At 60.2% G+C, this 22,837-nt stretch carries 37 protein-coding genes; 7 read left to right on the plus strand and 30 right to left on the minus strand.

Annotation, left to right across the window (positions count from 1 at the left end; genetic code table 11):
* Nucleotide 1: 1 nt before the first annotated feature.
* From ACFPFG_RS11380 to ACFPFG_RS11525, 30 genes are all read right to left on the minus strand, one after another.
* Nucleotides 2–358, minus strand: a complete 357-nt coding sequence (locus ACFPFG_RS11380) for a hypothetical protein (protein WP_380106575.1) — start codon at nt 356–358, stop codon at nt 2–4.
* Nucleotides 358–1,371, minus strand: a complete 1,014-nt coding sequence (locus ACFPFG_RS11385; protein ID WP_380106577.1) for a hypothetical protein — start codon at nt 1,369–1,371, stop codon at nt 358–360. Before ACFPFG_RS11385 ends, ACFPFG_RS11380 begins: the two co-directional genes overlap by 1 nt.
* Before the next feature lie 3 nt (nt 1,372–1,374).
* On the minus strand, nt 1,375–1,620 hold the full coding sequence (locus ACFPFG_RS11390) for a hypothetical protein (RefSeq protein ID WP_380106579.1): 246 nt from the start codon (nt 1,618–1,620) through the stop codon (nt 1,375–1,377).
* Entirely contained in the window at nt 1,620–3,158 is a 1,539-nt protein-coding gene (locus tag ACFPFG_RS11395) for a hypothetical protein (protein WP_380106581.1), read from the minus strand. Before ACFPFG_RS11395 ends, ACFPFG_RS11390 begins: the two co-directional genes overlap by 1 nt.
* Nucleotides 3,159–3,160: 2 nt before the next feature.
* A complete protein-coding gene (locus tag ACFPFG_RS11400) occupies nt 3,161–3,478 on the minus strand; it encodes a hypothetical protein (RefSeq protein WP_380106582.1) in 318 nt (105 codons plus the stop codon).
* Nucleotides 3,475–4,098 carry a hypothetical protein gene (locus ACFPFG_RS11405; RefSeq protein WP_380106584.1) on the minus strand — a complete coding sequence of 208 codons (624 nt, stop codon included), beginning with the start codon at nt 4,096–4,098 and terminating at the stop codon, nt 3,475–3,477. The genes ACFPFG_RS11400 and ACFPFG_RS11405 overlap by 4 nt, the downstream gene beginning before the upstream one ends.
* Complete coding sequence (locus tag ACFPFG_RS11410; protein ID WP_380106586.1) at nt 4,095–5,165, minus strand: hypothetical protein; 1,071 nt, start codon at nt 5,163–5,165, stop codon at nt 4,095–4,097. The genes ACFPFG_RS11405 and ACFPFG_RS11410 overlap by 4 nt, the downstream gene beginning before the upstream one ends.
* The gene (locus tag ACFPFG_RS11415) at nt 5,162–5,740 is read right to left on the minus strand and encodes a phage adaptor protein (protein ID WP_380106588.1); all 579 of its coding nucleotides are present in this window, start codon (nt 5,738–5,740) and stop codon (nt 5,162–5,164) included. Before ACFPFG_RS11415 ends, ACFPFG_RS11410 begins: the two co-directional genes overlap by 4 nt.
* Nucleotides 5,737–6,051 carry a hypothetical protein gene (locus tag ACFPFG_RS11420; protein ID WP_209672593.1) on the minus strand — a complete coding sequence of 105 codons (315 nt, stop codon included), beginning with the start codon at nt 6,049–6,051 and terminating at the stop codon, nt 5,737–5,739. Before ACFPFG_RS11420 ends, ACFPFG_RS11415 begins: the two co-directional genes overlap by 4 nt.
* A gap of 54 nt (nt 6,052–6,105) precedes the next feature.
* A complete protein-coding gene (locus tag ACFPFG_RS11425) occupies nt 6,106–7,077 on the minus strand; it encodes an SU10 major capsid protein (RefSeq protein WP_380106590.1) in 972 nt (323 codons plus the stop codon).
* A 12-nt stretch (nt 7,078–7,089) separates the two neighbouring features.
* Complete coding sequence (locus ACFPFG_RS11430; protein ID WP_380106592.1) at nt 7,090–8,052, minus strand: hypothetical protein; 963 nt, start codon at nt 8,050–8,052, stop codon at nt 7,090–7,092.
* A gap of 74 nt (nt 8,053–8,126) precedes the next feature.
* A complete protein-coding gene (locus ACFPFG_RS11435) occupies nt 8,127–8,417 on the minus strand; it encodes a hypothetical protein (RefSeq protein ID WP_380106594.1) in 291 nt (96 codons plus the stop codon).
* Nucleotides 8,414–10,627 (minus strand): portal protein, encoded by a 2,214-nt coding sequence (locus tag ACFPFG_RS11440; protein ID WP_380106597.1) that lies wholly within the window; start codon nt 10,625–10,627, stop codon nt 8,414–8,416. The genes ACFPFG_RS11435 and ACFPFG_RS11440 overlap by 4 nt, the downstream gene beginning before the upstream one ends.
* Nucleotides 10,627–10,791: a hypothetical protein gene (locus tag ACFPFG_RS11445; RefSeq protein WP_209672598.1), complete on the minus strand. Its 165-nt coding sequence runs from the start codon at nt 10,789–10,791 to the stop codon at nt 10,627–10,629. The genes ACFPFG_RS11440 and ACFPFG_RS11445 overlap by 1 nt, the downstream gene beginning before the upstream one ends.
* Nucleotides 10,788–12,092: a PBSX family phage terminase large subunit gene (locus ACFPFG_RS11450; RefSeq protein ID WP_380106599.1), complete on the minus strand. Its 1,305-nt coding sequence runs from the start codon at nt 12,090–12,092 to the stop codon at nt 10,788–10,790. Before ACFPFG_RS11450 ends, ACFPFG_RS11445 begins: the two co-directional genes overlap by 4 nt.
* Nucleotides 12,089–12,496, minus strand: a complete 408-nt coding sequence (locus ACFPFG_RS11455) for a terminase small subunit (RefSeq protein WP_380106601.1) — start codon at nt 12,494–12,496, stop codon at nt 12,089–12,091. The genes ACFPFG_RS11450 and ACFPFG_RS11455 overlap by 4 nt, the downstream gene beginning before the upstream one ends.
* Before the next feature lie 158 nt (nt 12,497–12,654).
* A complete protein-coding gene (locus tag ACFPFG_RS11460; protein WP_380106443.1) occupies nt 12,655–13,020 on the minus strand; it encodes a hypothetical protein in 366 nt (121 codons plus the stop codon).
* Complete coding sequence (locus ACFPFG_RS11465; RefSeq protein WP_380106445.1) at nt 13,013–13,597, minus strand: recombination protein NinG; 585 nt, start codon at nt 13,595–13,597, stop codon at nt 13,013–13,015. Before ACFPFG_RS11465 ends, ACFPFG_RS11460 begins: the two co-directional genes overlap by 8 nt.
* Complete coding sequence (locus tag ACFPFG_RS11470) at nt 13,594–13,926, minus strand: hypothetical protein (RefSeq protein WP_012203863.1); 333 nt, start codon at nt 13,924–13,926, stop codon at nt 13,594–13,596. The genes ACFPFG_RS11465 and ACFPFG_RS11470 overlap by 4 nt, the downstream gene beginning before the upstream one ends.
* Complete coding sequence (locus ACFPFG_RS11475; RefSeq protein WP_380106447.1) at nt 13,923–14,261, minus strand: hypothetical protein; 339 nt, start codon at nt 14,259–14,261, stop codon at nt 13,923–13,925. Before ACFPFG_RS11475 ends, ACFPFG_RS11470 begins: the two co-directional genes overlap by 4 nt.
* The gene (locus ACFPFG_RS11480) at nt 14,258–14,695 is read right to left on the minus strand and encodes a DUF3310 domain-containing protein (RefSeq protein ID WP_380106449.1); all 438 of its coding nucleotides are present in this window, start codon (nt 14,693–14,695) and stop codon (nt 14,258–14,260) included. The genes ACFPFG_RS11475 and ACFPFG_RS11480 overlap by 4 nt, the downstream gene beginning before the upstream one ends.
* Complete coding sequence (locus ACFPFG_RS11485) at nt 14,692–15,090, minus strand: hypothetical protein (protein ID WP_016449449.1); 399 nt, start codon at nt 15,088–15,090, stop codon at nt 14,692–14,694. Before ACFPFG_RS11485 ends, ACFPFG_RS11480 begins: the two co-directional genes overlap by 4 nt.
* Nucleotides 15,087–15,866, minus strand: a complete 780-nt coding sequence (locus tag ACFPFG_RS11490) for a hypothetical protein (RefSeq protein ID WP_380106451.1) — start codon at nt 15,864–15,866, stop codon at nt 15,087–15,089. The genes ACFPFG_RS11485 and ACFPFG_RS11490 overlap by 4 nt, the downstream gene beginning before the upstream one ends.
* Nucleotides 15,863–16,042, minus strand: coding sequence for a ClpX C4-type zinc finger protein (locus ACFPFG_RS11495; protein WP_380106453.1), 180 nt, complete (start codon nt 16,040–16,042; stop codon nt 15,863–15,865). Before ACFPFG_RS11495 ends, ACFPFG_RS11490 begins: the two co-directional genes overlap by 4 nt.
* A gap of 28 nt (nt 16,043–16,070) precedes the next feature.
* A complete protein-coding gene (locus tag ACFPFG_RS11500; RefSeq protein ID WP_380106603.1) occupies nt 16,071–17,042 on the minus strand; it encodes a DnaB-like helicase C-terminal domain-containing protein in 972 nt (323 codons plus the stop codon).
* Nucleotides 17,020–17,394: a hypothetical protein gene (locus ACFPFG_RS11505; RefSeq protein WP_380106605.1), complete on the minus strand. Its 375-nt coding sequence runs from the start codon at nt 17,392–17,394 to the stop codon at nt 17,020–17,022. Before ACFPFG_RS11505 ends, ACFPFG_RS11500 begins: the two co-directional genes overlap by 23 nt.
* Nucleotides 17,391–18,143: a hypothetical protein gene (locus ACFPFG_RS11510; RefSeq protein ID WP_380106607.1), complete on the minus strand. Its 753-nt coding sequence runs from the start codon at nt 18,141–18,143 to the stop codon at nt 17,391–17,393. Before ACFPFG_RS11510 ends, ACFPFG_RS11505 begins: the two co-directional genes overlap by 4 nt.
* Nucleotides 18,144–18,176: 33 nt before the next feature.
* Nucleotides 18,177–18,371 (minus strand): hypothetical protein, encoded by a 195-nt coding sequence (locus ACFPFG_RS11515; protein ID WP_380106609.1) that lies wholly within the window; start codon nt 18,369–18,371, stop codon nt 18,177–18,179.
* Nucleotides 18,372–18,395: 24 nt separating this feature from the next.
* Nucleotides 18,396–18,629: a hypothetical protein gene (locus ACFPFG_RS11520; protein WP_380106611.1), complete on the minus strand. Its 234-nt coding sequence runs from the start codon at nt 18,627–18,629 to the stop codon at nt 18,396–18,398.
* A 27-nt stretch (nt 18,630–18,656) separates the two neighbouring features.
* Nucleotides 18,657–18,872, minus strand: coding sequence for a helix-turn-helix domain-containing protein (locus ACFPFG_RS11525; protein ID WP_380106613.1), 216 nt, complete (start codon nt 18,870–18,872; stop codon nt 18,657–18,659).
* Nucleotides 18,873–18,930: 58 nt separating this feature from the next.
* On the opposite strand from ACFPFG_RS11525, the gene ACFPFG_RS11530 reads away from it, so the two are divergent.
* The 7 genes from ACFPFG_RS11530 to ACFPFG_RS11560 all read left to right on the plus strand — a co-directional run bounded on the left by ACFPFG_RS11530 (nt 18,931) and on the right by ACFPFG_RS11560 (nt 22,826).
* Complete coding sequence (locus ACFPFG_RS11530; RefSeq protein ID WP_380106615.1) at nt 18,931–19,635, plus strand: S24 family peptidase; 705 nt, start codon at nt 18,931–18,933, stop codon at nt 19,633–19,635.
* 11 nt (nt 19,636–19,646) lie between these two features.
* Complete coding sequence (locus ACFPFG_RS11535) at nt 19,647–20,045, plus strand: lipoprotein (protein WP_380106617.1); 399 nt, start codon at nt 19,647–19,649, stop codon at nt 20,043–20,045.
* A gap of 2 nt (nt 20,046–20,047) precedes the next feature.
* Nucleotides 20,048–20,308: a hypothetical protein gene (locus ACFPFG_RS11540; protein ID WP_380106619.1), complete on the plus strand. Its 261-nt coding sequence runs from the start codon at nt 20,048–20,050 to the stop codon at nt 20,306–20,308.
* Nucleotides 20,309–21,114: 806 nt separating this feature from the next.
* Nucleotides 21,115–21,450 (plus strand): hypothetical protein, encoded by a 336-nt coding sequence (locus ACFPFG_RS11545; RefSeq protein ID WP_380106621.1) that lies wholly within the window; start codon nt 21,115–21,117, stop codon nt 21,448–21,450.
* Nucleotides 21,451–21,475: 25 nt separating this feature from the next.
* Nucleotides 21,476–21,715 carry a hypothetical protein gene (locus ACFPFG_RS11550; protein WP_380106623.1) on the plus strand — a complete coding sequence of 80 codons (240 nt, stop codon included), beginning with the start codon at nt 21,476–21,478 and terminating at the stop codon, nt 21,713–21,715.
* Nucleotides 21,716–22,282: 567 nt separating this feature from the next.
* Nucleotides 22,283–22,642, plus strand: coding sequence for a hypothetical protein (locus ACFPFG_RS11555; RefSeq protein ID WP_380106625.1), 360 nt, complete (start codon nt 22,283–22,285; stop codon nt 22,640–22,642).
* On the plus strand, nt 22,632–22,826 hold the full coding sequence (locus tag ACFPFG_RS11560; RefSeq protein ID WP_380106626.1) for a hypothetical protein: 195 nt from the start codon (nt 22,632–22,634) through the stop codon (nt 22,824–22,826). Before ACFPFG_RS11555 ends, ACFPFG_RS11560 begins: the two co-directional genes overlap by 11 nt.
* The last annotated feature ends 11 nt before the right edge of the window (nt 22,827–22,837 follow it).

The raw sequence follows: 22,837 nt of genomic DNA on the forward strand, positions 1-22,837 counted from the left end.
GTCAGAGGTCCTTTTCTACTGAAACTGCTTTGATCCGGTAGCCGTGGCGGCGACGGGTCATACCGCGCCTCACCTCGGCCACTACTTTTTTGCAACCAATGGACCGGCCCCAGGCCTCCATCTCGTCCACCAGTTCGTTGTTGAACACGCCCGCACTAGCAACAAGGTGCAGCACGCGGCACGTCTTGCCGTTGATGACTTCGCTTATTGCCCAATAGCCCTGGTGCTCCCAGAGCTGGGCTAGATCGCGCCGGCAGCGCTCCAGCCATGCTTCGGCGGTGTCTGTGTGGGTGCGACGAAATGCTGGCTCCAGAGCCGCTGCAGCCTCATCGGGCACGGTGCTTGGAATGAAGTGCATTACGGAGTGCTCCAGAACCCCGTTCCAGGACCCTTCAGGCCAAGGCCAGACCCTCCACCACTGACACCGCCCCCACTGCTACCAGAGCCCCACAGATTGCCGATCTGGCCACCAAGCTGCATTCCACCCAACGCACCCAGCAGGGGATTCCCCTGAGTGCTTCCGGTGCCCGTGGTAGTGCCGAACCCGGAGCCGATGCCGTTGATCAAGTTTCCGAAGTTGTTGAGGTAGTTCAGAGGCGTGTTCTGGATCGTGTTCCCAGCGTTCAATCCGGTCTGGTTGTTGCCCATCAACTGGTTCCACGCGTTGTTGGCGAGGTTTGCGCCTTGCAACGCCCAGCTGTTGTTGTCGTTGTTGATCTGACGATCAAGGCCTGCGTACCCAAGGCCGAGGTTCCCCAGGCCCAGGTTGTAGCTGTTGCCCGCGTTGTAGTAGCCCAGATCGTTGTTACGGCGGCCCAGGTCGTATTGCAGCTGCTGCCCGAATGCACTGTTGCCCAGGCCTGCGAGAGCGCCGCCAAGCTGCTGACCGAAGTCGCTCATGGCATTGGCCTCGATCACGCCCTGGCGCGATCCACCGAATCCACCGGCTGCCATGGCCTGAGACGAGATATTGGGCAGCACGTTGCGATTGAAGTTGCCGGTCATGGTCTTCGTGATCGCATCCATCTGCTGCTGCAGATATGGATTCGTCTGATTCATGTAGCTTGAGCCGCCGCCGCCGCCACCACCTCCCCCGCCGCCGCCACCACCTCCACCCAGATCTCCTGAGTAGCCGCCAGAACCGCCCGGCGCTTGGTTGTTGCCTGTGGAGACAGTGAAGCCATTTCCACCCAAGGCACCCCCCACAGCCTGATTGCTCAAGCCCTGGGTGTAGCCGCCGCTGTCATTCTTGGTCCCCTGGAACCAGCCCTCCACAAGACCGTTCGGGCCTTGAATGAAGTTGCCGCTCGCATCTTTCTGGAAGGGAGAACTTCCAGTCGAGCCATCAGCATATTTGTAGAGATAATCCATATGTCACCCCAAAAGTTTCCAGCCACCATCCCGATAGCCATAGAAGCCAGCACCAGATCCCGGATTCCACTGCGTGCCATCTGCGAGAACCACCATCCCCTCAAATAGGCGGTTCGGCGGCACATACTGCTTGTCGAGCAACAGAAAAGAAAAAGGCCCGCTGAGGGCCTTCTGTAAGTTGAGCAGCTCTTGCTGCAGGAACTGCGGAATCTCGGCAGGGTTTGCCGGGACGTTGTTCGGCACGTACATCAGTACCTCCCTGTAACCACGAAATCGGTGTCGTAGCTCTGGAAGCGCCAGGGCTGGTTGTCAAGCGACGTGACGCGCACTCCCAGAAACCGGCCATTTGCAAAAGTGTCGATCTGGCCATAGGGATTGCCGCCTATCGTGTGGTTCACAGCTTGGGACCACTTGATAGGGTCTTCCATGCTCATCTGGCCACCGACTTCGATTTGCAGCCGTGTCCCTTGTGCGCCTTGCGCGCGGAATCGCAGACCGCGCACAGTCTTCACCGTCTCCGGCGAGTCCAGTGTCAAGCCAGTGCGCTCCACATAGCTCGTGTATCCAGCGCCGTTGATCGTTCCAGTGATCTCCACAGCGTTGATGATGGGTGCCGTGGAGCCAATCAGCAGCCGCTCCTGGGCCGGAGACAACGGGTCTTCATTCCAGGCCTGCGCGGCGTCTTGCCACGCATAGTTCTGCGAGCCCCATGTGTTTGTAGTGCCGGAGTCAAGTTGCCCGATAGCGCCGCACGTCACATTACGTAGACTGCGGATGCTCCATGTGTTCTCTTCCCAGTTCCAGCAAGCCGCAAGCGTGCAGGACTCCTTGCCAAGCTCAGGAAAGCACACCCAAACCTCTTTCACTGGCGGATTCGACACCACAAACGCGCGGCTGCGGTTCGTGCTGTCGATCTGGGCAAACAGCCACTTGCGCAAGCGCCCGTTGATGATCGACTGTGGACCCTGGCCGGAATGGACGATCACGTCGCCGTGAGTGAGCACAACATGCCCGACAGGTGTCTGTGCGATGCAGCCCCGGGCCAGCGCGCCGACAGCACCGGGCAGGCGCTGAAACGAGAAGATGTCCAGCCCACCAGTCGCCCGCATGGCGTACATGCTGTTTTCTTTGTAGATGACATTCACATCACCCAGGGGCAGCTGATCAACAAGCAGGCTCGGCTCTTCTGCGAGATCCAATTCGCCGGCAGTCTTCGTCACATCCGTTGCATCCCACGATGCCGGAACCGCTCCAGGAACAGCAGGCACAGACCACTTGACCATGTGCGGGTATACGGTCGTGCCCTTGGTAATCCCCAGCGCCACAAGAACCGACTTGAACGGCCGCAGCGACTTTGCGCGCCATGTTGCATCCCATCCAGGCAACGCAGTCATGAGGCCAGTCCCACCCCAAGACCACGGAACGTCCTTGCCGTTGTTGGCCACCAAGACACCATTGAGTACACCGCCCGTCCAGCGGTCGTCAATCGCACCAGTTGGCGCAGTGGTGGGAGTGATTGTGGCTCGCGCCGCGCCGTCATCGGCGAACACGGCATTCAGTCCGGCATGGATCCAGTGACGTTTGCCGCCCTGGTAGTACGGCTGAAGCCAGTAAGGCACGACCGAAGGTGTATCGAACACCTTCAGCTCGCCCTTCATGCGCTCGACGCCTCCGTCTCGAAAGCGCACGTTCGCCCCATCTGACCATGCATTCGTGGGTATCTCCTGGGACTGCATGTCTTTGACAATGCCGATCTTCCCAAGATCAGTTGATGTCTTTATCGGCATGTCTAGGGCAGCTCGTGCGGCTGTATCGGCGCGGCGAGGATGGCAACCGGATCAATCGCGTGGCCGGCTGCTTGGAGAATCGCCAGGCCGGCAGGCAGATCCACATTGTCGAGGTCGATGTACTTGCGCACACTCGCGTCTTGGATCACCGCCTTAACTTTGTCGCTTGAATCTGCAAGTACGGCCCACTTGAGCGCGCCGAAGCGGTCAAAGAACGCCCCAACGCTGATATGTCGCTGGTGGCGCAGATCTTCTGCTGCAGCATCTGGCCAGCGCGTTATCTCAAGACCGCCAACGGTTTCCGTGATCATTTCTGTCATGCCATGCCTCGCAGATTATGCGCGATGTAGAAAGATGTGCTTACTGCAGTCGTTGGAGTTACGTATACAGCAACTGATCTCCTGAAATTGATGGGGTAGTTGTCATCCCACGCATAGTACCCCTCATTTCCTGCGCTATTCATTGATGTGCGACCAATAGGCAAGATATATTGATTTGTCGAAAGAGATATATTGTTGTCTACCAGGGCGCGACCATCAATTATTAACTCAAGCCGGAATGTCCTGGAAGAACCAATAAAATTTGAGACGCCAAGAAATCCAACACTACCACGCCCCGTCGCGCTAACTATTAGCGTCCGCACTCCTGCGGATATGCTAGGGTTTACAACTGTCGCCCCGTACTGGGCAAAAGTTGATGAAGCCCCTATAGGAGAAAGTGCCGACGACCGAAGAGACGATGTGCGGACATAGCTGGCCGCCACATAGTTTGTGAAGTCGTCTGCTGGGTCAGTCGATCCGGAGCCGGTTGCCGATGTGCGCGTGTAAAGCTCACCATCCGACGGGCTTTGAACTGTCTGCCATTTCCGGACGGTCATTCCACTTGCCCAAAGCTTTGCGGAACCGCCACCGCCGCCAAAGAAATCAGAATAATCACTCATACAAAACTCCCGGCAAGGGCATTCCAACGCACATAGCCGCGCACGTTGTCACCAGACAGAACCATCACCAATGGTTGGCGGCCAAATAGATTGCGGCTACCCCAGTCAATAGAGTTTTCGCTATTCGCGTTGATATGAACAAACCCAAACGTGTCGTTATCTTGAAATGTAGCTGGCAAAGTAAAGGTCTGTCCGGTGCAATTCAGGATATTCAAACGACCTATCTGCAGGACGCCGCCTGTTGTGTGCACCACCGCAGGAATCTGAGGCCACTGCCATGAGGCGTTCGCCCCGTCAGTTGTGATGAATTTCCCAGAGCTGCCAGATTGCCCAGGAAGCGCACCAGAGAGCGCCGTGGCATTGACGAAATCCACGCTCGCGGCGCCATTGCCGGTAGCTCCAGTTGTCAGCGTCGGAACCGTGATGGCCGCGCCGGTGAAGTTGTGTGTACCCGAGTAGGTGTCGCCAGCCTTCGCCGCCTTGGTGTTGATCTGAGTCTGCACATCGCTGGTCACGGTGGCCAGATAGCCCTGGATCGTCGGCGTCAACGGGCCAACTGTCGTCGTGCTCGGGAAGGAGTGCGTCCCCGTCCACGTCTGACCTGCAATGGCCCCCTTGGAATCGATCTGCGACTGCACCCCAGAGGTCACACCAACCATGCGGTTGAGTTCAGTCGTGGATGCCGTGATCGGGCCGGTGTAGTTCGGCAGGCGAGTGGACCACTCGTTCTGCACGAAGGCTGCCGATGCGGCCCCTGTCGTGCTCGTGGCCTGGGCAAGAGTCGGCACCGTGATGGCCGTTGCGCCAGAAAAGTCATGCGTGCCGGTCCACGTCTGCCCGGCCTTTGCGCCTTTGCTGTCGATCTGGCCCTGGATAGAAGCGGTAACGCCGACCAGGTAGTTGATCTGCACATCCGTGGCGCTGATAGCGCCGGCCACGTTGGGGAACGTGGTCTTGAGCACAGTCTTGATGAGGGTGATGTGGTTGTCACCCTCCGAAACCATGTCATCGGCTTTTGGCCACGACGTGTTCAGCTGTGGTGGATAGAGGGCGGCTTCTACGCTCATGGCCTTTTCCTCATAACGAGCATGGAACCAGAGTGCTGGGTCCGTTGATCTGCGGATTGCGCCGAAGAAACAGCGCTTGCATAGTTGCCCGCCTCACGCACAAGCATCTCGTCATCGCGCGCCCAGCGGGCGAACTCAACAAGCATCGAGGTGAGGTAGACGTTAGGGAATTTGGCGAGGATCGGATTCGTGTCCGAATCCAATGCAGGCGTCGCAAACTGCCCGTAGTAGGTCAGCTGCATGGGAAACGCCATGTCGCGCGACAGGACCATGGTTTCGCCGTCCCATGAGAAAGCGCGGCACTCGTGATCCATGAACTCCATCGGTCGGAACTCGAGCGGCATCCATGGCTTGCCCAGCTCAAACACCTTCTTAGCCTCCAGAAAGCCCGCAGGCCTGGCGCCATCGGCCATCGCGACCGTGGAAAGCATCGACGACACGCGGATCGCTGGCGAATTGGACTCGCCGAAGTAGATGCGTTGTTCGGCAATCGGCAGGAACGAATCCGCCATGGCTGCCGCATCCGACCTGTGCGTGTAGGCGGCCATCGCCGCCTTGAGTTGGCCGTAGTTCATTGCAGGAATGCGTCGTAAGCCAGGAAAACGGGGTTCTCGCGGAAGAAGGCCTTCATGGCCTTGGTGCGCTGTGCCTCGTCATCGATGGCGGTGATCTGGTGAGATACCCACGGCGGGAGAACGCCGACCTCTTTTCCCTCTCCCCAGCGCTTACCCTCATTGCGAGCGCGCATTTCCTTGGCTCTCAGGATGTAGGGCTCAGCGTCGTAGACCTTCTGCACCACCACTTGATCGCCCTCGAAGTGGTAGATGGTCCGGACGCCGGTATTTGGGTTCACACCCTCATCAATCTGGAAGTGGCCGAAGCTCATGTTCACTCCAAAGAAAAAGGGCCCCGAAGGGCCCTTTGTGCTCAGTTGGATGGATCAGCCGCCAGACAGGTCGGCGATCTTGAAGTTGGCCTTCTCGGCCTTCACGCGCAACGTGGCATCGACCAGGATCTGCTCTTTGTCGCTGTCGCCAGTGCGGCCCAGGGGCTTGCTCTGGAACGAGCGCAGGTACACCGTATCCAGCTCGGACAGGACCAGGCCGTACACGTTCGTGCCGCCTGCCATCATGTAGTGAGGCATGTGGCTGACCGCGCCGAAGTCGGAGACGTACACGTCGGCGCCGCCCACGATGGTCCCCTGGCTCTCGCCCTTGGCCTCGTGGCGGATCTGCGCGATGCCGACGAAGCTGGATGCCACGACCTTGTGGGCAGGAGAGAAGAACACATCTCGGGGGATCTTGCCGGCCGTGGTGTACGTGGTCTGCAGCGTCGTCTTGTAGATGGTCTCCGTCAGAGCGCGCGCAGTGCCAGCAGTCGGCGCCGTCGTGGGGGCGCCGGACGTGTGGGCAACAGTCGAGCCGCCCGCGCCGTGGCTGGCGTTGGTGTACAGCAGGACGCCCAGGCCACCAGACTTGGCCGCGACGGCGCCAGAGCCCACCACAGCGGGGTTGTTCGACACCACCATCTTCTCGATGTCGCGCTGCAGCTCCTTGTACATCTTGGCCTTCTGGTAGGCCATTTCGGACTTCTTGCCGGCCTTGTCCACAGCTTCCACGCGGCCCGAGATGAACACGGTGTCCTGGAAGATCTGGCAGATGTTGCCGACGCGTTGGGGGGGCGTCTTGGCCGAGGCGGCAGCGTCGTCGCCGTCCAGTGCCGCGTTGTCCGCGTTGGGCGCGCGCAGAGCGTCACGGGACCACTCATGCAGGGTGTTTGTGGCCTTGCCACGGCCGGCGCCAGACACGATAGGCGTGCTCTCGGGGTCTTGGCGCGAGATGAAGTCGGCGAGGTCTTCGCGGACGTTGTTTGCCGCCGTGTAGCGGTTGTAGGTGTTGGTTGGGACGGCCATCTTGGCAGCTCCTTACAGATTGTGTTGTGCAATGAATGCGGCCAGGTCGCCTTGCGATCCCTTGCCACTACGCAGCCGATCAACGCGTCGCTTGTCCATCGACTCGTTGCGGGGCACGCCGTTCTTCTGAGGCAGACGAGGGGCGCCCTCAGCCTTTTTCTTCACCTCATCGCGTTTCTTGAGTAGCTCCCGGTATGCCACTGCATCAGCCATGGCCAGCACGACGGCCGGATCATTCAGGGTCGAGAACCGATCCTGCGACACGCCGTATTCCTTCGAGAACGTCTCGAATATGTGCTGCAGCTTGGGGCGATCAATGCCTTTCTGGCCGATCACGCCCCAGCAGCGCGCAAAGCTCTTCTGCATTTCTGCCTGTTGAGCCTGCTGCTGCTGAAATTGCTCCTGCTGCCACTGGTTTTGCAGTTGTGCGATGACGCCCTGGATCTGCTGCGTGCGAGCCTGCTCGGCCACGTAAGCAGCTGGATCGCTGTGCGACAGTGCCAGCATTTCCTCGGGAGACCTCAACCCAGCGAGCCGAGCCACAAGCGCCTGTGCCATTTGCGCTTGCTGGACGTAGTGGTTTTGCGCATCGGTCACCCGTGTGCGCACAATCTCTGCCGCCTGCTCTTCTCGCTGCGACAGGCCCTGCATCTTCCGCGTGTAGTCGGAGTGACGCTGGTAGCCCGCCACGAGTTCTTTTTCGTCAACCTCTTGCTCAAGGTCCGCGCCGTCTTCGCCCTTGACGGTGACTTTGAATTTGCGACTGCTTGTCGGATCGGGCTCCTCGGCAGGCTCATCGCCGCCATCATCCGGGCTGTCGTCTGTGGTTTCCGCTTCGTCCTTGTCCTCGTCGGGGGACTCAGCGTTTGGCTGTTGCTCCCCTTGATCCTCGGCCCGGTCTGCTTCCGGGTTGTCGAGCAAGAAGGCAGCCAGATCATCGTTAGAGATCGGGGCCTGATCGGCTTGTCCGTCCATTTGATGCTCCTAAAACAAAAAGCCACCCGAGGTCGCCAGGGTGGCTTGTGGGCAGCGCCCGATGAGGTAGGCGACTACCGGAATTTGCGGGCCAGCTTTTTCACTGCGCCCTCGTCTCGATGTTTGTCAAGGTTGATTCGGGCCAGCTTCCCTCCCTCCACCATGCGTTTGAGGATGACCTCGAAATCATCCGTCACCGCAGCAAACTGGCGGGCCAGCTTGAGCCCCTCGGCGTCCCTGATGTCGGTCTGCTTGAACGCCTGGTGAGCCACCTCATGCAATCTCTTCATTGCCTCGTCAAACGCGGGGTTGGACAGAACCTGCTTTGCGTACTCGCCCATGTCTGCGATCTGCTGGTCTGTCATGGCTGGATCTCCCGGCCCAACTCGTCCGTGGCCGCCTGTGTCGCGGGATTATTGATCTTGGCCTTGCTGCTGATGTTCGCAGACTCGATCTTGGTGGCGGCATCAAGCTCGGCTTTCCAGCGGCTGAACTGCATGTCCTGCTCGGACTTCCATTGCTGGAATGCCATCTCGCGCTGGTGCCTGGCATCCTCGTACTGAGCCTGCATCGCGTTCAACTCTGCCTCTTGGGTGAGCTTCATCCGGTGCATCTGCGCTTCGAGTTCACGCCGGTTTGTGTCCGTCTGCTGCTGGGCCTGCTGCCTGATGATCTCCAGCTCAGCCTGCTGCCTGCGCTGCATCTCGTCGGCCTGGGCCTTGTACTGCAGCTCCATCTGGGTCGCCTGGGCCTGCTGCTGCATCTTGGCCTGTTCCAGCGCCAGTTGTGGCGGGGGCTGAGGCGGCGGAAGCTGTTTTCCCTGGGGGTCCCCAATGAAGTCGCCCACGTTCTTCTGCCCACCCAGCTCCACTAGCTTGGCGTAGGTGTTGTAGATGTTCTGAGGCTGGATCATCAGTTGCCCATAAGGCGACTGCGCCAAGCCCATCTGCAACTGCAGCAGGTTCTGGAAGAAGCCGATCTGCTGTGACTTGTCGCCCGTGCCCAAGCCGACATTGATGGTCATGTCGTACTGGTCACGCCACTCGTTCGGGTCGTACTGCACGAACTCGCCGCGCAGACGAAACGCAAGCGGCTCCATGTCACCATCGGTGAGCAGCTTCAGGATGCCCTGAAAGATGGGCTTCACCAGCGTCTCAGCGAAGATGCGCGCGATCAGCTTCACGCGCTGCTTGGCCGCCGTGGCCGTCATCATCACTTCGGCAGCCGTGCGGTCAGGGCGCAGGCTGTTCGGGTCCAGGCCCTGCTGCTGCTTGGAGACGCCAGTGCGCTTCTCGGCCATCTCGTCCACATAGGATAGGACGGGCAGGATTTGGTTGCCGTTGAATGGAGCAGGTTCGATGCCAAGCGCATCAGGCTTCTTCACTCGAAGAATTCCGCCGATCCGGAAGTCCAACAGATCATCGATGTCGGCGTATGGCGTGCCGTTGGTATCTGTCAGGACGGTCTTGCGCGGATTCACAGCCAGGTTCGCAGCGTTGACCATGCTGCGGGTCAGGTCCGTCTTCAGGCGCTGCAGGTCAGCCACTGCCTCAGCGATGGACATGCCGTCCCAACGGTGCGTGTTCAGAATGGGACTGGTCGTGGCGATCTGGACGTGGCTGGTCTCCTCGTTGGACAGCAGCTTGTTTTCCAGGCGATAGATTAGCCGGCGCTCTGCAATGCCGTCGCCGTCAAAGTCCACCAGCACGTATTCGATGCGCAGCCAGCCAGTCGCCAGGCTCTCGTCTGCGTTGTCGATGGTGTCATCTGCGCTTGTGTAGCGGCCATCGGTGCGCTGTAGCCTGTAGTCCTCTTCCAGCCCCTGGGGCAAGGCGTCCTCGGAGGCACGGAGATCAGAGGCCTCCACGTCTTTGAAGCCCATCTGCTTGAGATCGGACAGCGTGACTTCCATCACGCGCGAGACATAGGGGCAGTCGGACAGGAGCGGCGAGGTCCAGCCGCGCTTGACCATCAGCTGCTCAGGAGGGAAGGCCTCAACGCAGATCTTGCGTTTCTCGACAGTCCTGGCCACTTTCACATTGAACAGCGGCACCATGGCGCCCATGATCGGCTCTGCAGCCTCGATCTCAAAGCCTTCCTGCTCAAGCATCGCCAGAACCTCGGGCGATGCGCCTTGCAGCTCCTGGCTCTCGCGCACCTGGTCAACCACCGTGCGCCACTGCACAGCGCAGTTCTGGGCGATCAGCGCATCCTTGAACGCCGTGTACAGCGTCAGGAAGCCGTTGTTCTGCTTGTAGAAGACGTAGTTGCAGGTGTCCGTGGCTTGAGACGAGCCGGTCACGTCCTCGGCTTTGCGCGGTTCGAAGGAGACCGCCTCATCCGTAGACGTGAACACGTCCAGCAGCTCGGGCAAGATCCACTCAACCGTGTCCTGAGTCTCAGACGTGACGATCTGGGACCAGCCCTCAAGGTCTGCATCACCAGGATACGGCTCACGGTAGTACTCGCGCATCGAAGCAAGACGAGTGTTCCCAATGGCTTCGACGTACTGCGCCGCATCCTGCTCATTTGATTGCAGGTGCTTCATCAGCGTGTCGTTGTCCATCTTTGCCATCACTCAGCCTTTGGTTGTCGCGGCGCGCGCTTCGGTTTGTCGAGGGTCTCTGTCTGGGCTTCTGGCTCTTGCTTGCCAGCGGCCTGCTCAATCGGGGAGAGCTTCGGGAACGGCGGGCATCCAACCCGGGCCGATCCATCGGGATAGGTGTGTGTCTCGTTCATGCGAGCATCCTTCGCTTGTATTGGATGGGCTTGTTGGCCGCGTGTGGCTCTTCATACGCCACGCACATCAGCCCGAATGCATCAGCGCCATGGCTGGACCAGTCGTGTTCTGGACCAAGGCCAATGCCGCGCTGCTCATCTCGCTTCTCGTGATACCAGCCCAACGCTTCTAGGCCTGGCTGAGTCGTGGCCTCGTTGAACCACATCGACCCAAACAGGCGCCTGCCAGCCTCGATACGGGCCTTTGCAGCGCCCTTGCCCTGGTTCGGCACGACCGTGACCGTGTAGCCCGCCTGGCGTAGCGCGGACTCGTAGGACACGTCGTGCACCTTGTCTTGTGTGGCGCCATCGTGTGGCAGCCAGATCTGGGCCTTGTCGTAGCCGTGCTCACGCATCCAATTCAGGTGCGACGACAGCGGCTGACCCACTTGCTCGTAGTAGTCGAGCACTCGAATCTCTTTGCCGACGAATTGGGCTATCCACATCGCGAAGGCATCAGCCCTGGCGCCTGTGCCGCCGATGTCCACAAAGGCTCGCAGCGTCATCAGCGGGTCGGCCGGCACGCGGCCAATCCGGTTGTCTTGGCGCGCCTTGACGATGTGCGATGCAAAGTACGCACCCTCGATCACCGTGGCGTAGTCGCCTTCCCAGATGTGCGCGTACTGCTCAGGGCGCTCAGCCAAGTCACGCAGCCTCACACGCTCAAGCAGCGCGGGAAACTTCGGGTTGTCCCTCCAGTTGCAACGCACGTACTTCATGCGCGGATCGCTCAACCCTTTGAACCGCTTCTCGACCGGCGCACTCTTGCGCTTCGGGTTCCACGTCACCCAGAGTTCAGCGTTCCAATCCGTGCCTTCTTCCCGCAGCGTGGGGATCAGCGTTGTCCAGGCTTCATCCGTCACTGGCTCAGCCTCATCCACCCAGCACAACAGCAGACGCCCCTTGGACTTGATAGATGCGATGTTGCGATCCAGGCCGGCAAACGCAAACGTGATGCGCCCGTCGCGGCTCTTGATGTACTTGTCGCCCACGTCGTAGTAAGCGGCAAGCCATGGCTCATCCTCAATCGCACGCTTGCACTCTTCCAGCGAGCTGTCCTCAAGCGAGTTCATGAACTGCCGAGCACACAGCAAGATGCCGGTGACGCCCCCCTTACCGTACTGATAGCCCTTGACAGCAGCCATCTTGGCGAAGCTGCGTGTCTTGCCAGACCCTCGACCGCCATCACACGCGCGCACGTCTGCCTCCCCCGAGAACAGCTCAATCAGCTTCTCAGGGATGGCAATCTGCGCAGTGGTCATTTCAGGGGAACTAGCTCTACTCTCGTGACAGTCTCGACTGGTCCGCCATACTTGCCGGATAGCTCTTGCCGATCAGTGACCAGGCCCAGCAGCTTTGCCTTGCCCATCGTTGCGGCCACCATTGCGGCAGCCTTTGGCTTCTCAGAAGTGCTTGCGGCAACCCGGGCCTCTTCAAGCTCGCGGATCAGGTCACTCACCGTGATTTCGTGCCGCTCAACATGCGACGCCTGGAGCGCAGCCACCCTTACCGCGACATTACCGTTTGCCAGTAACTCGCTGGCCTTCACTGCAATCACTGCTGGCTTCATGTTCTCGGCGTTGTAGGAGCGCCGGTACGCTTCGGAGGCGTTGCCCGTTTCCACGTAGGCAAGGGCAAAGGCCTCCTGCTTGATGGTCAGGGCCATGATGGTCTCAGTTGGGTGCAGGGCTAAGCACTCGAAGGAGGAGGGCTTGAGGGGTTAGTGCCGCCCTGCGGAAATGAAAAAGCCCCGACTGCGTGAGCAATCGAGGCCTTGGTAATTTTGGGCGCACCACCGCACCCGGATCAGATAGTAGCGATTTTTCAGGCTGTGTCAACTGACAGCAACCCTTTTTTGATCATCTTGGCTGCGAGTTGATTTCTGGCCTCCTGCAGCAATACAAACCGCTCTTTCGGATCGGCTGGCAGCCTCTGGCTTGTCCACACATTTGCTCTGCATGCCAGGTTTCGAGCTTGGATCATCAGGCACGTTCGGTGCGGCTCCTGAATGTCGTAGATCGACGCCTCGAATGACTGCAGCTCGTTGATGCTGCGTGCTGGGTCTTCCCAGATGCTGGGCTCATCCTCGCGCTCATCCGGCTGCGCCTGATAGCGGTAGCCTGCGGTCCAGCGGTGCCACCGTGCGAGCCACTCGTTAAGCATCTGATCCAGGTAGTTCTGTTCATCCATGGCGATCCCCTTTCTTCAGCTCTCGGGTGGCGGCGCGGCGCTCTGCAGCGATTGCCTCGTAATCGTGTTTCTTGTACGCGCGGGGCGTCTCGTCTGCTTCCAAGGTCAGAACAAAGTCCTCGCCAAAGCGCGCGATCAGACCCTTGCGGTATTCGATGAGGTTGCCGTGCAGGTGTAGGTTGCAGGGCGCGCATTGGCGGTGGATGTTGCGCAGATCAAGAGCCAGGTGCGGGGCTGATCCACAGCTCCTGTAGTGCCCTGCGTGGTATGCGCCCTCTCCAGTCTTTCCGCATGAGATGCAGGGCAGTCCATGGTCACGGGCCAGGACGAATGCATTGGTGGCGCGCTGGGCGATCCTGCGGGCGTCTTGGGCAGTCATCAGAGCTGCCTTGCGCCGACGCGTTTCAGCCTTCTCGACCCTGGCGGCCATGCGCACCGCCTTGGCCTGGGCTCGCTCTTCCTTCTCGCGCTTGGCGATGGCGTAGGGCTCTGCGCATTCGGCGTGGACGATCTGGCTCGGGCGCTCTGGCGTGAGCTTGGCGCGGCAGTGGGCACAACGTGTGCGGCGGAAGGTCATTGGCCTCCCTTCAGTGCCGCAATCTCGGCCTCAAGCTGCTGAATGCGCTCGTGCAGCTTCTTGTGCGCCTGGTATGCATGCCAGGATGAGCCTGCGCTGACGCTCTTGTGGATCGCGGCCACATCCTCTGGTGTCAGGCGAGTCAGAGGCATGGCCGGGATCAACTCGAACGTGCCGCGCTCCCAATCCATCCCGTATCCAGCCACCTGAAGGGGGACAGAAGAACGCGGCCCAACCTTCCCCGGGTTGTGAACGACGATCCGAACTTCATCATCCAAGTTGCGGGTCGATGCGCGAAGAATGATCTCTGCCAGTTGGTCGGCTTTCATCGAACCACCCTCCCCTCTGCGCGGCTACTTGCCTCCTGGCTGCGCCAAATCTCCACCTGCAGCTCTGCCGCCTTCATCTTCCAGCGGAAGAGTTCTTCGGCCTCCACGGCAGCTTCCAGGCCATTCAGCAGCTCGATGTACTCCGGGTGGGCGTATGCAGAGGCCTCGCGGTCCGCCACGGTCTTCCCTTCGGACTGCTGCATCAGGATGGCCTTCTTGCTCTTGCGGAACTCCTCCAGCTGCACGCGCTTTGCTTTCGCAGCGGCGTAGCGGGGCGCGGTCTGGAGCATGTAGTCCACGGCCACCTGTGGATCGATGGGCGCGCGGTCGCTCATGCCTGAGCCCCCTTCCCCGCCTGGGCTTGCGCTGGGTTGCTGCAGTTCTCCCGGTGGTCCTTGGACCGTTTGCAGCGCTTGTCGCCGCAGGCCGGACACAGGCTCATACGCGAGCGGAAAGGGCCGTTCGCGGCCAGATCGCACGCCTCGCACCAGCAGCCCGGGTCTTTCCAGGACGTGGCCCCCTTCCCGGCCCGAACCATGTCTGCGAGCTCGTCAGCGGGCTTGATGCCGTACTGCAGCTCCAGTGCAAGCTGGGCGTAGTGGATGACCTTGCGCAGATCCTCGGCACCGTTCTTGGCCTTGTGCCGGGTGGCGTACTTCACGATGTTGCCCTGGAAGAAATCAAGCCCGTTGGCGTGGATGTACTGGATGGGCTGGATGGGGCAGTCCTTGTAGTGGGTGCCGCCTGCTTGGGTGTTGAGGGCGCTCATGCTTGCTCCTTCGGCGCTTGATCCGCAGCACAGCGCAGGATGGCCAGGCGCATGCGGTCGGCACGCTGGGACTCGTCGGGGACGTCTTCGAGGTACTGCTGCGCCGAAGAATCGCCGTCCGTCCACACGCTGGCGCAGACCCAGGGATGGCGGTCGTAGGGGTCGTTGTGCTCCACGCTGATGCGCAGGGCGGCCATCAAGTCCATGGATTGCTCCTTGGAGTGTCGCGGGTTCCACGGCCTCGCCGGGCCGTCGAGATTCCACAGATAGGCCTGACCATCCACTTCCTTGAAAAACCATCCCTCGCACTCGGACGGCCACGGCTCGCTTTCTGCCAGGACGTGCATGCCCATGGCCCGTGCCGCTGCTTCGAGCATTTCGCGTTCGGTGCTCATGCTGCGCCTCCATTCTTGGCTGCTGCCTGGGGCGCCAGAACTGCCCCACGAGCCTTCCAGCCCATCCATGTCGTCTGCGCAAACGCGCCCGCGTAGCCATCACCTCGTGGGCTTAGATCAAGGATCATGGGCTGGCTTTTGGCCCAGGCCTCGAACGCCTCACGATCATCGCCAACTGGCTGGGTAACTGCCTGAGGCGCTCCGAACTTCCCAAGCACCGCCTCGACCTTGGCGCGCGTCGCATCGCTGATCACGTTCTCACCGCTGCCCACGTAGACCACATCCATCTCGACGGCCTGCAGCACTTCGCGCAGGGCCTTGATCTGTGCCTCCAACTGCCGGATGGTCTCGTCGCGCGCCTCGGCTGCATTGAACGGCAGCAGGCCCTCGGTTTCGAAGGGCTCACCGTCAGCCGCCGCTTTCAGAGCATCCAGCCAGTTCTCGGGGAGGTTGCATTCAGCGCCCAAGCCGGCGTAGCAGGTAGCGGCCAAGCCACGCAGGGCCTTGTTCTCTGCGTGCACCTGAATCAGCTCCTTGCCCTTGGCGCGGATGATGTCGGTCAGCAGGTCATCGGTGCGGCCAGGGTGCCATCCGGCGTCTTTCATGGCGTAGTGGAAGCTCATGACATCGGCCTTGTGCGCGATGTTCTCTGCGTACAGGCGGCGCAGCTCGGCGGCCGCTGCGGCTGCATCGATGATCGATGGGTTGATGTCGAAGTCCTCGCAAATTTCAAACTCGAGCGCCAGCCTCAGCGCCTCGCTCTGTGTCTTGCTCATGCTGCCTCCTTCGATGCCTTGGTCTCGTTGATGAACTGCGCGGCGCTCTTGGCGCACTCTTCGCAGATGCAAGTGGCACCGTTTCGAGCCACTATGAAATGCGCGTCAGCCTCGGACGACATGCCGCAGAAGTCGCAGATGTAGAGCTTCTCGCCCTCTTTCAAATCGATCCTCATTGCCCCACTCCTTTGTTGATCCGTTGAGTTACTGCATGTCGGGCGTGTAGAGCACGAGCGGCTCTTCGCCATGGGATGCAACGAATTGCTGGCTGTCGCGCTCGAACCAGAGGCCGATGGAGCCTTCCCACTCGCCATTGCGCTGCTTGTCGCAAATGAGCAGGCAGTCGGGCTCTTTCACGTCGGCTTCCTCGGTCAGCAGGCCCTCATCGCGCTTGCGCTCCTTGGGCTTGTTGCGCCACACGGCGATCACGTTGTCCACCTGGTCAGTGATGGCGCCCGAGCCCTTCATGTCGTACTTGTTGGGCTTGTGGTCCTCGCTGGCCGGCTTCTTGATGTGGTGGATCAGGTGGATGTGGATGCCGTGGTCGCGGGCAATTGCGGTGAGCTCGTCAACAAAGAGCTTCTGACCGTTGTAGTCGTCCTCGCCCTGCACGCACTTCATCAGGCTGTCCACGACGAAGTGCGTGACCTTGAGCTCAACAGCGGCGTAGCGGACCACGGCGCAGACCTGGGCGGTCGTCACGGTGCCCTGCTGGTCGTACAGCCACAGCTTGTCGTCGGTCCAGTCCCTGAACTGCTCGTAGGTGTCGATCAGGATGCGCTGGCCGTCGTCGTTGCCTGCATAGGCCGGGTGCGCAGGGTTGGTGCCGGACCACTGACGGCCCATGCGCTCCAGCGTCTTGATGGGCTTCATCTCGAACGAGGCGATTGCCACGCGCTCGCCCTGGCCGCACAGCGACAGCGCGACTTGCCCCGTCACAAGCGACTTGCCGTTGCCGTTAGCGCCGCCCCACAGCGTCACCTCGCCCGGGCGGAACTGCACCAACTGGGCCGTCTTGCGCCAGGGCATGAAGGCCTGCTTGGCACGGATCGGATTGCGGATCCGGTCGATCAGCTCCTGCACCCAGGACGATGCCGGAAGCACCTTTTGCTGCGCATCGGTCTCGTGCTCGTATGCAGCGAAATCGATGTCGTCAGGCGTGAATACGTTTGCCATTGCCGCCTTGCTCCTTCGTGTAAAACCAGATTTCGTCGGGCATGGCGCAGCACAGAATGGCTGGCTCAACTGCCCGGATTGCTTTGAACAAACGCTGTGCGCGCTCTTGGCCTCGGTTGGCTTCCAGCACAACCCCCAGCTGGCGGCAGAACCGCACGTCCAGGCGTTCAGGGCTGTCTTCCTGGCCAACGACCACGTGCGGCGTGAGCAGGCCACTGGCCGAACTCGGGATGCGGTGCCATTGCTGGGCAAGCTCGATTGAGAATTCGCTGTCACCGTCGATGACGTGCACCACGTCGTAGGGCAGCACGCCATCGCGGCGCATCTTCAGCAGGGGGGCGTGGCCGATCACACGAAGTTCCTCGGGGCGGTGTCTGCCCGTCCGTTGACCTGGGTGTGCTGGTAGCCCTGGCGCTGGTTCCGCACCCAGTTGCGCCACGTCGCGTGCCAGTCCGCTTTGCGCCCGTCCTTCCCCGGCTTGGCAATCCAGAAATCGCGGAACGAGTCCCCAACCTTCGCCATGTCCAGATCCGGGCGTTCCTTCTCTGCCCAGGTTTTCCAGTCATCAGGAAGGGTCCAGTCCGCCGCCAAGGCGGTGCCACGTGGCGACTTCGCAGAAGTAGCATCAATACTCTTCTGTTCCTGTTCCTGTTCCTGGTTAAGAAAGGGTTGGCTAACGGTTTCGGAAGGGTTAGAAATTTGTGGCGCTTCAATCTCAAGCAATGGGCCGCAAACCCGCATGAACTCTAGCCTCCAGCCACATTCGTCGGGCACGCTGATGGCGATCTTGGCGGCTGACTTGCGCTGGTTTGGGTTCTCCGGCTTGTTCCACTCCAAATGCTTGGAAATCCAGACCCATTTAGTGGTCGCGCAACGGTTGGCGAAACCCTTGGCAAACAGTTCCGCGAACCCTTGAGCAACCCTTTCCAAAGGCCATCCCAAGTCTTCAGAAACGTACCCATCAGGCAGCCTGAAAACCCCTGCGATGGTGCTGTGCGAGCACGTCAGCAGGTACAGGGCCAGCACCTTTCCATCGTCCGTCATGCTGCTGGTCGTGGGGCTTGACCAGAACGTGCTGTGGACCTTGCCGTAGTCGCGCATGTCTGCTCCGTGTTATTTCAGTGCTTTAAAAAATCAGCTGGGATTCCGAACAGGCGCGCGGCCCGTCAGAACATCCGTGTAGGCGGCAGATGCGCCACGGCTGATTGCTGCGGCAATGACCTGTTCCAGGGTCTTGCCTGTTTTGGAAGCGATGCGCTTGGCCTGCTTTAGCTGCTCGTCGGTCAGCTCTGCAACGTGGTTTGGTGGCGGTTGTGTGGGGCGGAACATTTTCAGTGCCTCAGAAGTGCTTACTCACGCATTGACATAGGCTGGACCTACGTCTCGCTTGTTTTCGCTGTTCTGTGCACACTCTTTGGCATGCACTTCTTCTTCCAAAATCGCCAGGCCGCGAACGAAAGCATCCCGGCTCACCACAGACTTTTCACCACCCTGCAAAGACACCAGTTGGGTCAGGCGTTCGTAGATGTAGTCGTCCAGATAGACAGGGACGCGGTTCTTGCAGAGTCGTTTACGGTCGGCGTACATAGGAGGCTCGGGATCTTTGTTGTTGGGTTAGCGGGAGGTGGGCTTTTGCTTGGTTGCGCGGAATGGCCCAGGGAGGTTCTTCACGTTCCTCCGAGCCCACGCAGCGAGCACGCGATCAGCGACCTTGTTGCTCAAGGTCTCCGGCCATTTGTCAATGGCCTGGTAGGACACGCCGAGGGCCGAAGCGGCATCGCGCTTCGAGCCGCCCAGCACAGCTATGGCATCGGTTTTCTGGATCGTCATGCGCTCATTTAACCATAGTTCACGCACAAAGGAAACTATAGTTTTCTTGAAACAACCAATGATCACAACCATGGTTGATTACAGAGAGCGCCTGAACGAGGCAATGACTTCTGCGAAGGTGGACACCAAGGAGCTTGCCAAGCGTCTTGGCGTGTCCTATCAAGCAGCGCGAAAGGTGGTTGAGGGTCTGAGCAAGACTTTCAGCGCCGAGAACAATGCCGTGGCAGCGCGTGAACTGAATGTGGCTTCTGACTGGCTGGCCTTGGGGGAAGGGCCGAAGGATCGCGTCCAAGTGATCGAGGTGCCAGCGCTTGTGCCAGCCCCGCAGAACGACGAGGACACGCTGATGGTTCCTTTGCTGGCGAACTCAGGCTCTATGGGACAGGGAGATGACGGCCTTGATGGCGAGGTCTTCACAGGCGACCTGCCAATCTCACGTTCCTGGCTTCAACAGCGCATCAGGCCATCAAGCTTGCGAGCGTTGAGATTCATTCATGGCTACGGCGACTCTATGAAGGGCACATACAACGATGGGGATGTGCTTCTGGTGGACACGGGAATCAAAGATCCGACGATTGATGGCGTCTATGTGCTTGAGGGGCACGGGCGGGTTTTCATCAAGCGCGTGCGACAGAAGTACGACGGGAGCTTTGAGATCAGCAGCGATAACCCGTCCATCAAGACTGTGGATGTGCTTGATGGGCGCGAGGAATTGAACGTCCTGGGGCGTGTGCTCTGGGCTTGGAATGGCCAGAAGCTTTAAGGAGGAGTGCGATGAGGAAAATAGTGATTGGAGCCGTCGCCTGCCTGGCGTTGGCCGGCTGCTCATACCAACTGAATCTCCAGCAGCGCGGAGGGCCTGTCACGGGTAAGGGTGTAGCCCATGAGAACGACAGCTCGGTAGAGATCACCTTGGGCGATAAGCTCTACCGAGGGCAGTATGTGTTCGCATCTGGCGATTCTGTTGGCTCCATGTTCGGCACAGCTGGCAAGGGCAAGAGCTTTGCTGGCTTCGGCTCCAGCTCCGGCGTGGGTGGCGGCAACTTGATCGCACGCGCGGCCGATGGATCTGGCCTGCGCTGTCAGTTCCAATTCTCCACCACGAACAGCCAGGGATTCGGAGAATGTCAGGACGATGCAGGCGCAACGTACGACCTACAGATCAGGATGTGAAGATGCATGAGATTGACGCCTTCGAGGATCGTTCAGAACGGATGAGCGATGAGGCTAGGCATCACCTAGAAATGGATAGGCATGCTCAAGAAATGATCAGCCTTCTGGAGAGGCTTCATGCCAAGCAACACGAGTGGGAAGAAAACCAACGCTGGCAGATCAACGACATGCGGGAGCACCTGAAGAAGATTGATAGAGGCATTGGCTGGTGGGGCGGCGTCCTATCAGTCATCGCAGGTTTCATCGCCTACAAGATCGCGTGACAGCCTGTATGGGGGAGAGCTATGTTAGAGAGATTGCAAGACCACCTAGACGCAGTTGCAGGCACACAACTGGCAATGATGCCTGCGCTGACAGCGCTTCTCAGAGAGCGGAAAGACGACCCCGCATTCGCTGCAGCTCTGCAAGCCGACCTTGAGCGGATGCGATCAAGTCTTCTTGCAAGCATATCAAGAGATCGCAAGCTTGAAGCATTTGAGGAAACCGCGCGGATCCTGCTTCTAGCGTCTCAAGGAAGAGGATGATCTCCTTGTAGCTGTACGCAGGCGTTGGCCTGCTTGCACTGGCAAGTATGTCCAGGTGCTTGGTGCCATCGTTCTTTAGACTGTCCATCACAACCTCCTAGCCCGCCCCGTGCGGGCTTTTTCATGTCTGCTTGGCTCAAGTGTAGGGCTTTTTGAACTTTTGTTCATTCTTCGAGAAACTATAGTTGACGGCATGCGAAAACTATAGTTCAATACACCCATCGCAGCAACAAACGCGAAACGACCTCGGCAAGCGATACGGAGCCGGGAAGCCCGACAGGAAGCAGAGGGCAGGTCGAGCCTCAAGGGGCGTGCGTGTTGCGGACGCGGTGACGGCAATGACTGAGAGCAGCGAAGGAATCCCGTAGCTGAGCACCCGCCGAGGTGTGCGTCTCTCTAGCCCGAGGGTGGAGGCCTGCAGCGGCCGGGAGAACCTGCAGTGTTTGCCGCCATCCGATGCGGCACGTGTGCCCTGAACGACATCAGGGGAAAGACCAAAGCGCATTCGCCGAGTGCGCTTCGTTTTTTCAACACAGGAGCAAGAGATGACTGAGAAGTACGAAAAGAATGGCCAGATCGCGGTCCTGGTGTCGCCTGGCTACGGCGCCGGATGGTCTTCGTGGAATGGCGAGTACCGCGACATTCTTCTGTTCGACAAGGAGATCGTCCAGGCAGTGCTCGACGGGGATCGCGCCAAGGCAGAGCGGATCGCCAAGGAGAAGTGTCCAAACGCCTACCTCGGTGGCGGTGGGCAACTGCAAGTGGAATGGGTGACCAAGGGCGCGCGCATAGAGGTCGAAGAGTACGGCGGTCACGAGAGCCTGACCGTCGTGGATGGCAAGGACTACGCCATTGCCTGCCCCCCCTCCCCCGGCTCGTAGCCGGGGCACACCAAGGAGATGAGAGATGAGCAGACACCCCTATACCCACTCGGCGGACTTCATTCGCGCGCTTGGGCCGGTCAACAGCGAAGGCGTAGTGCTGAGTCGCAGCGATGCGTCCCAGATCCGCCAGGGCATCGCCAAGGTGATCGGGATGAGCGACGAGGAACTTGCCATCAAGCTGTCAGAAGCCGAGCAGGCCAAGACCCAGGCTGACCAAGATGAGGCCGCCATGCGCCTGATCAACGCGATGCAAGCCCGCTGATCCCCCGCCCTGGCAAGCCCAGGGACAACCAAGAAAGGAGGCGACATGCGAGACCTGAGCGAAATCCGCGACAGGCTACAGCAGCCCATGTAGGCCGTCCGCCCTGGCGACGTTAAAGGCCAGGCCCATCACATCTGCAACTGGGTCCCTCGGGATAGTGCTGCAGCTCTGCCGGTTGCAGTTGTGATGGTTTTCCAGCCGCGCGCGCACCGGAGATGGATGCAAGCGATTTGCGCGCACCACGCGGCTCTTTACACCCAGGCTCTGCATTGCAGGGCCTTTTTTCATGGCCTGCGGGCCGCACAGGGGCAACACCATGAGTTTTTGCAAATACGACCTTGCTTGGCGCGGCGCCTGCAAAGCGCCCTGCGATGGCGATATCTGCACCCAGCATGCCGCCGTGAAGTGCTGTGTGTGCGGCGCTCAAGCAGTGCAGGAATGCGACCACACGGGGCAGTTCGTGTGTGGCGCTCCGCTCTGCGCGGACTGCGAGGGGCACACAGACACGTCCAAGCCCTCAGGAGGCTGGGGATTCATGAACCACACACACCGTCGCAAGGTGCCGCAATGAACGCCCGCCCCCCATGCCTCGCCAGCCAGGACGCTGATGCCTACGCCCACCAGCTGGGCGAGTACGACGCCGAGGACGAGGCCCTGAGCGCCAAGGTCAAGGCCGAGTACATCGACCTGGACGCGCGCACGGGCTTCGCTGCAGACTTCCTGTGCGATGTGGTGCCGAAGATGCCGCTGGCAGTTGCTCAGGAACTGGAGGTCGCATCCAAGGGATACGGCGGCTTCGAGCAGTCCATCACTTCGGCCGACATGCGGGCCTGCGGCCGCGTTGGCGTCATCTTTCTCAACTGGCTGTGCCAGCAGGCCCGAGCGCGCGCCCGCCGCGACATGCAGGAGGCCCGCAATGCTGATTGACGCCGCAACCGTGGCCCGCCACCCTGCCCTGGCCGAGTTCCGGCTGATGCAACTCGAAGCCCGCTGCGCCACGCTCGAAGCCGCGCTGCAGCGCCAGTTCTCCGAGCCGATGCCGCCCGAGCTGGTGCGCGCCGCGCTCGCCCAACAACCCCAGGCGCTGGAGTTCAGCGCTGACGCTATCTGATTTTGGAGATA

The organism is Delftia deserti (genome assembly GCF_042653485.1).
In the GTDB taxonomy this organism is placed as follows: domain Bacteria; phylum Pseudomonadota; class Gammaproteobacteria; order Burkholderiales; family Burkholderiaceae_C; genus Comamonas; species Comamonas acidovorans.

What these genes read in the sequence shown, in the direction of transcription:
- ACFPFG_RS11380 (WP_380106575.1), bottom strand. Translation starts at nt 358, where the DNA reads ATGCACTTCATTCCAAGCACCGTGCCCGATGAGGCTGCAGCGGCTCTG.
- ACFPFG_RS11385 (WP_380106577.1), bottom strand. Translation starts at nt 1,371, where the DNA reads ATGGATTATCTCTACAAATATGCTGATGGCTCGACTGGAAGTTCTCCC.
- ACFPFG_RS11390 (WP_380106579.1), bottom strand. Translation starts at nt 1,620, where the DNA reads ATGTACGTGCCGAACAACGTCCCGGCAAACCCTGCCGAGATTCCGCAG.
- ACFPFG_RS11395 (WP_380106581.1), bottom strand. Translation starts at nt 3,158, where the DNA reads ATGCCGATAAAGACATCAACTGATCTTGGGAAGATCGGCATTGTCAAA.
- ACFPFG_RS11400 (WP_380106582.1), bottom strand. Translation starts at nt 3,478, where the DNA reads ATGACAGAAATGATCACGGAAACCGTTGGCGGTCTTGAGATAACGCGC.
- ACFPFG_RS11405 (WP_380106584.1), bottom strand. Translation starts at nt 4,098, where the DNA reads ATGAGTGATTATTCTGATTTCTTTGGCGGCGGTGGCGGTTCCGCAAAG.
- ACFPFG_RS11410 (WP_380106586.1), bottom strand. Translation starts at nt 5,165, where the DNA reads ATGAGCGTAGAAGCCGCCCTCTATCCACCACAGCTGAACACGTCGTGG.
- ACFPFG_RS11415 (WP_380106588.1), bottom strand. Translation starts at nt 5,740, where the DNA reads ATGAACTACGGCCAACTCAAGGCGGCGATGGCCGCCTACACGCACAGG.
- ACFPFG_RS11420 (WP_209672593.1), bottom strand. Translation starts at nt 6,051, where the DNA reads ATGAGCTTCGGCCACTTCCAGATTGATGAGGGTGTGAACCCAAATACC.
- ACFPFG_RS11425 (WP_380106590.1), bottom strand. Translation starts at nt 7,077, where the DNA reads ATGGCCGTCCCAACCAACACCTACAACCGCTACACGGCGGCAAACAAC.
- ACFPFG_RS11430 (WP_380106592.1), bottom strand. Translation starts at nt 8,052, where the DNA reads ATGGACGGACAAGCCGATCAGGCCCCGATCTCTAACGATGATCTGGCT.
- ACFPFG_RS11435 (WP_380106594.1), bottom strand. Translation starts at nt 8,417, where the DNA reads ATGACAGACCAGCAGATCGCAGACATGGGCGAGTACGCAAAGCAGGTT.
- ACFPFG_RS11440 (WP_380106597.1), bottom strand. Translation starts at nt 10,627, where the DNA reads ATGGCAAAGATGGACAACGACACGCTGATGAAGCACCTGCAATCAAAT.
- ACFPFG_RS11445 (WP_209672598.1), bottom strand. Translation starts at nt 10,791, where the DNA reads ATGAACGAGACACACACCTATCCCGATGGATCGGCCCGGGTTGGATGC.
- ACFPFG_RS11450 (WP_380106599.1), bottom strand. Translation starts at nt 12,092, where the DNA reads ATGACCACTGCGCAGATTGCCATCCCTGAGAAGCTGATTGAGCTGTTC.
- ACFPFG_RS11455 (WP_380106601.1), bottom strand. Translation starts at nt 12,496, where the DNA reads ATGGCCCTGACCATCAAGCAGGAGGCCTTTGCCCTTGCCTACGTGGAA.
- ACFPFG_RS11460 (WP_380106443.1), bottom strand. Translation starts at nt 13,020, where the DNA reads ATGGATGAACAGAACTACCTGGATCAGATGCTTAACGAGTGGCTCGCA.
- ACFPFG_RS11465 (WP_380106445.1), bottom strand. Translation starts at nt 13,597, where the DNA reads ATGACCTTCCGCCGCACACGTTGTGCCCACTGCCGCGCCAAGCTCACG.
- ACFPFG_RS11470 (WP_012203863.1), bottom strand. Translation starts at nt 13,926, where the DNA reads ATGAAAGCCGACCAACTGGCAGAGATCATTCTTCGCGCATCGACCCGC.
- ACFPFG_RS11475 (WP_380106447.1), bottom strand. Translation starts at nt 14,261, where the DNA reads ATGAGCGACCGCGCGCCCATCGATCCACAGGTGGCCGTGGACTACATG.
- ACFPFG_RS11480 (WP_380106449.1), bottom strand. Translation starts at nt 14,695, where the DNA reads ATGAGCGCCCTCAACACCCAAGCAGGCGGCACCCACTACAAGGACTGC.
- ACFPFG_RS11485 (WP_016449449.1), bottom strand. Translation starts at nt 15,090, where the DNA reads ATGAGCACCGAACGCGAAATGCTCGAAGCAGCGGCACGGGCCATGGGC.
- ACFPFG_RS11490 (WP_380106451.1), bottom strand. Translation starts at nt 15,866, where the DNA reads ATGAGCAAGACACAGAGCGAGGCGCTGAGGCTGGCGCTCGAGTTTGAA.
- ACFPFG_RS11495 (WP_380106453.1), bottom strand. Translation starts at nt 16,042, where the DNA reads ATGAGGATCGATTTGAAAGAGGGCGAGAAGCTCTACATCTGCGACTTC.
- ACFPFG_RS11500 (WP_380106603.1), bottom strand. Translation starts at nt 17,042, where the DNA reads ATGGCAAACGTATTCACGCCTGACGACATCGATTTCGCTGCATACGAG.
- ACFPFG_RS11510 (WP_380106607.1), bottom strand. Translation starts at nt 18,143, where the DNA reads ATGCGCGACTACGGCAAGGTCCACAGCACGTTCTGGTCAAGCCCCACG.
- ACFPFG_RS11515 (WP_380106609.1), bottom strand. Translation starts at nt 18,371, where the DNA reads ATGTTCCGCCCCACACAACCGCCACCAAACCACGTTGCAGAGCTGACC.
- ACFPFG_RS11520 (WP_380106611.1), bottom strand. Translation starts at nt 18,629, where the DNA reads ATGTACGCCGACCGTAAACGACTCTGCAAGAACCGCGTCCCTGTCTAT.
- ACFPFG_RS11525 (WP_380106613.1), bottom strand. Translation starts at nt 18,872, where the DNA reads ATGACGATCCAGAAAACCGATGCCATAGCTGTGCTGGGCGGCTCGAAG.
- ACFPFG_RS11530 (WP_380106615.1), top strand. Translation starts at nt 18,931, where the DNA reads ATGATCACAACCATGGTTGATTACAGAGAGCGCCTGAACGAGGCAATG.
- ACFPFG_RS11535 (WP_380106617.1), top strand. Translation starts at nt 19,647, where the DNA reads ATGAGGAAAATAGTGATTGGAGCCGTCGCCTGCCTGGCGTTGGCCGGC.
- ACFPFG_RS11540 (WP_380106619.1), top strand. Translation starts at nt 20,048, where the DNA reads ATGCATGAGATTGACGCCTTCGAGGATCGTTCAGAACGGATGAGCGAT.
- ACFPFG_RS11545 (WP_380106621.1), top strand. Translation starts at nt 21,115, where the DNA reads ATGACTGAGAAGTACGAAAAGAATGGCCAGATCGCGGTCCTGGTGTCG.
- ACFPFG_RS11550 (WP_380106623.1), top strand. Translation starts at nt 21,476, where the DNA reads ATGAGCAGACACCCCTATACCCACTCGGCGGACTTCATTCGCGCGCTT.
- ACFPFG_RS11555 (WP_380106625.1), top strand. Translation starts at nt 22,283, where the DNA reads ATGAACGCCCGCCCCCCATGCCTCGCCAGCCAGGACGCTGATGCCTAC.
- ACFPFG_RS11560 (WP_380106626.1), top strand. Translation starts at nt 22,632, where the DNA reads ATGCTGATTGACGCCGCAACCGTGGCCCGCCACCCTGCCCTGGCCGAG.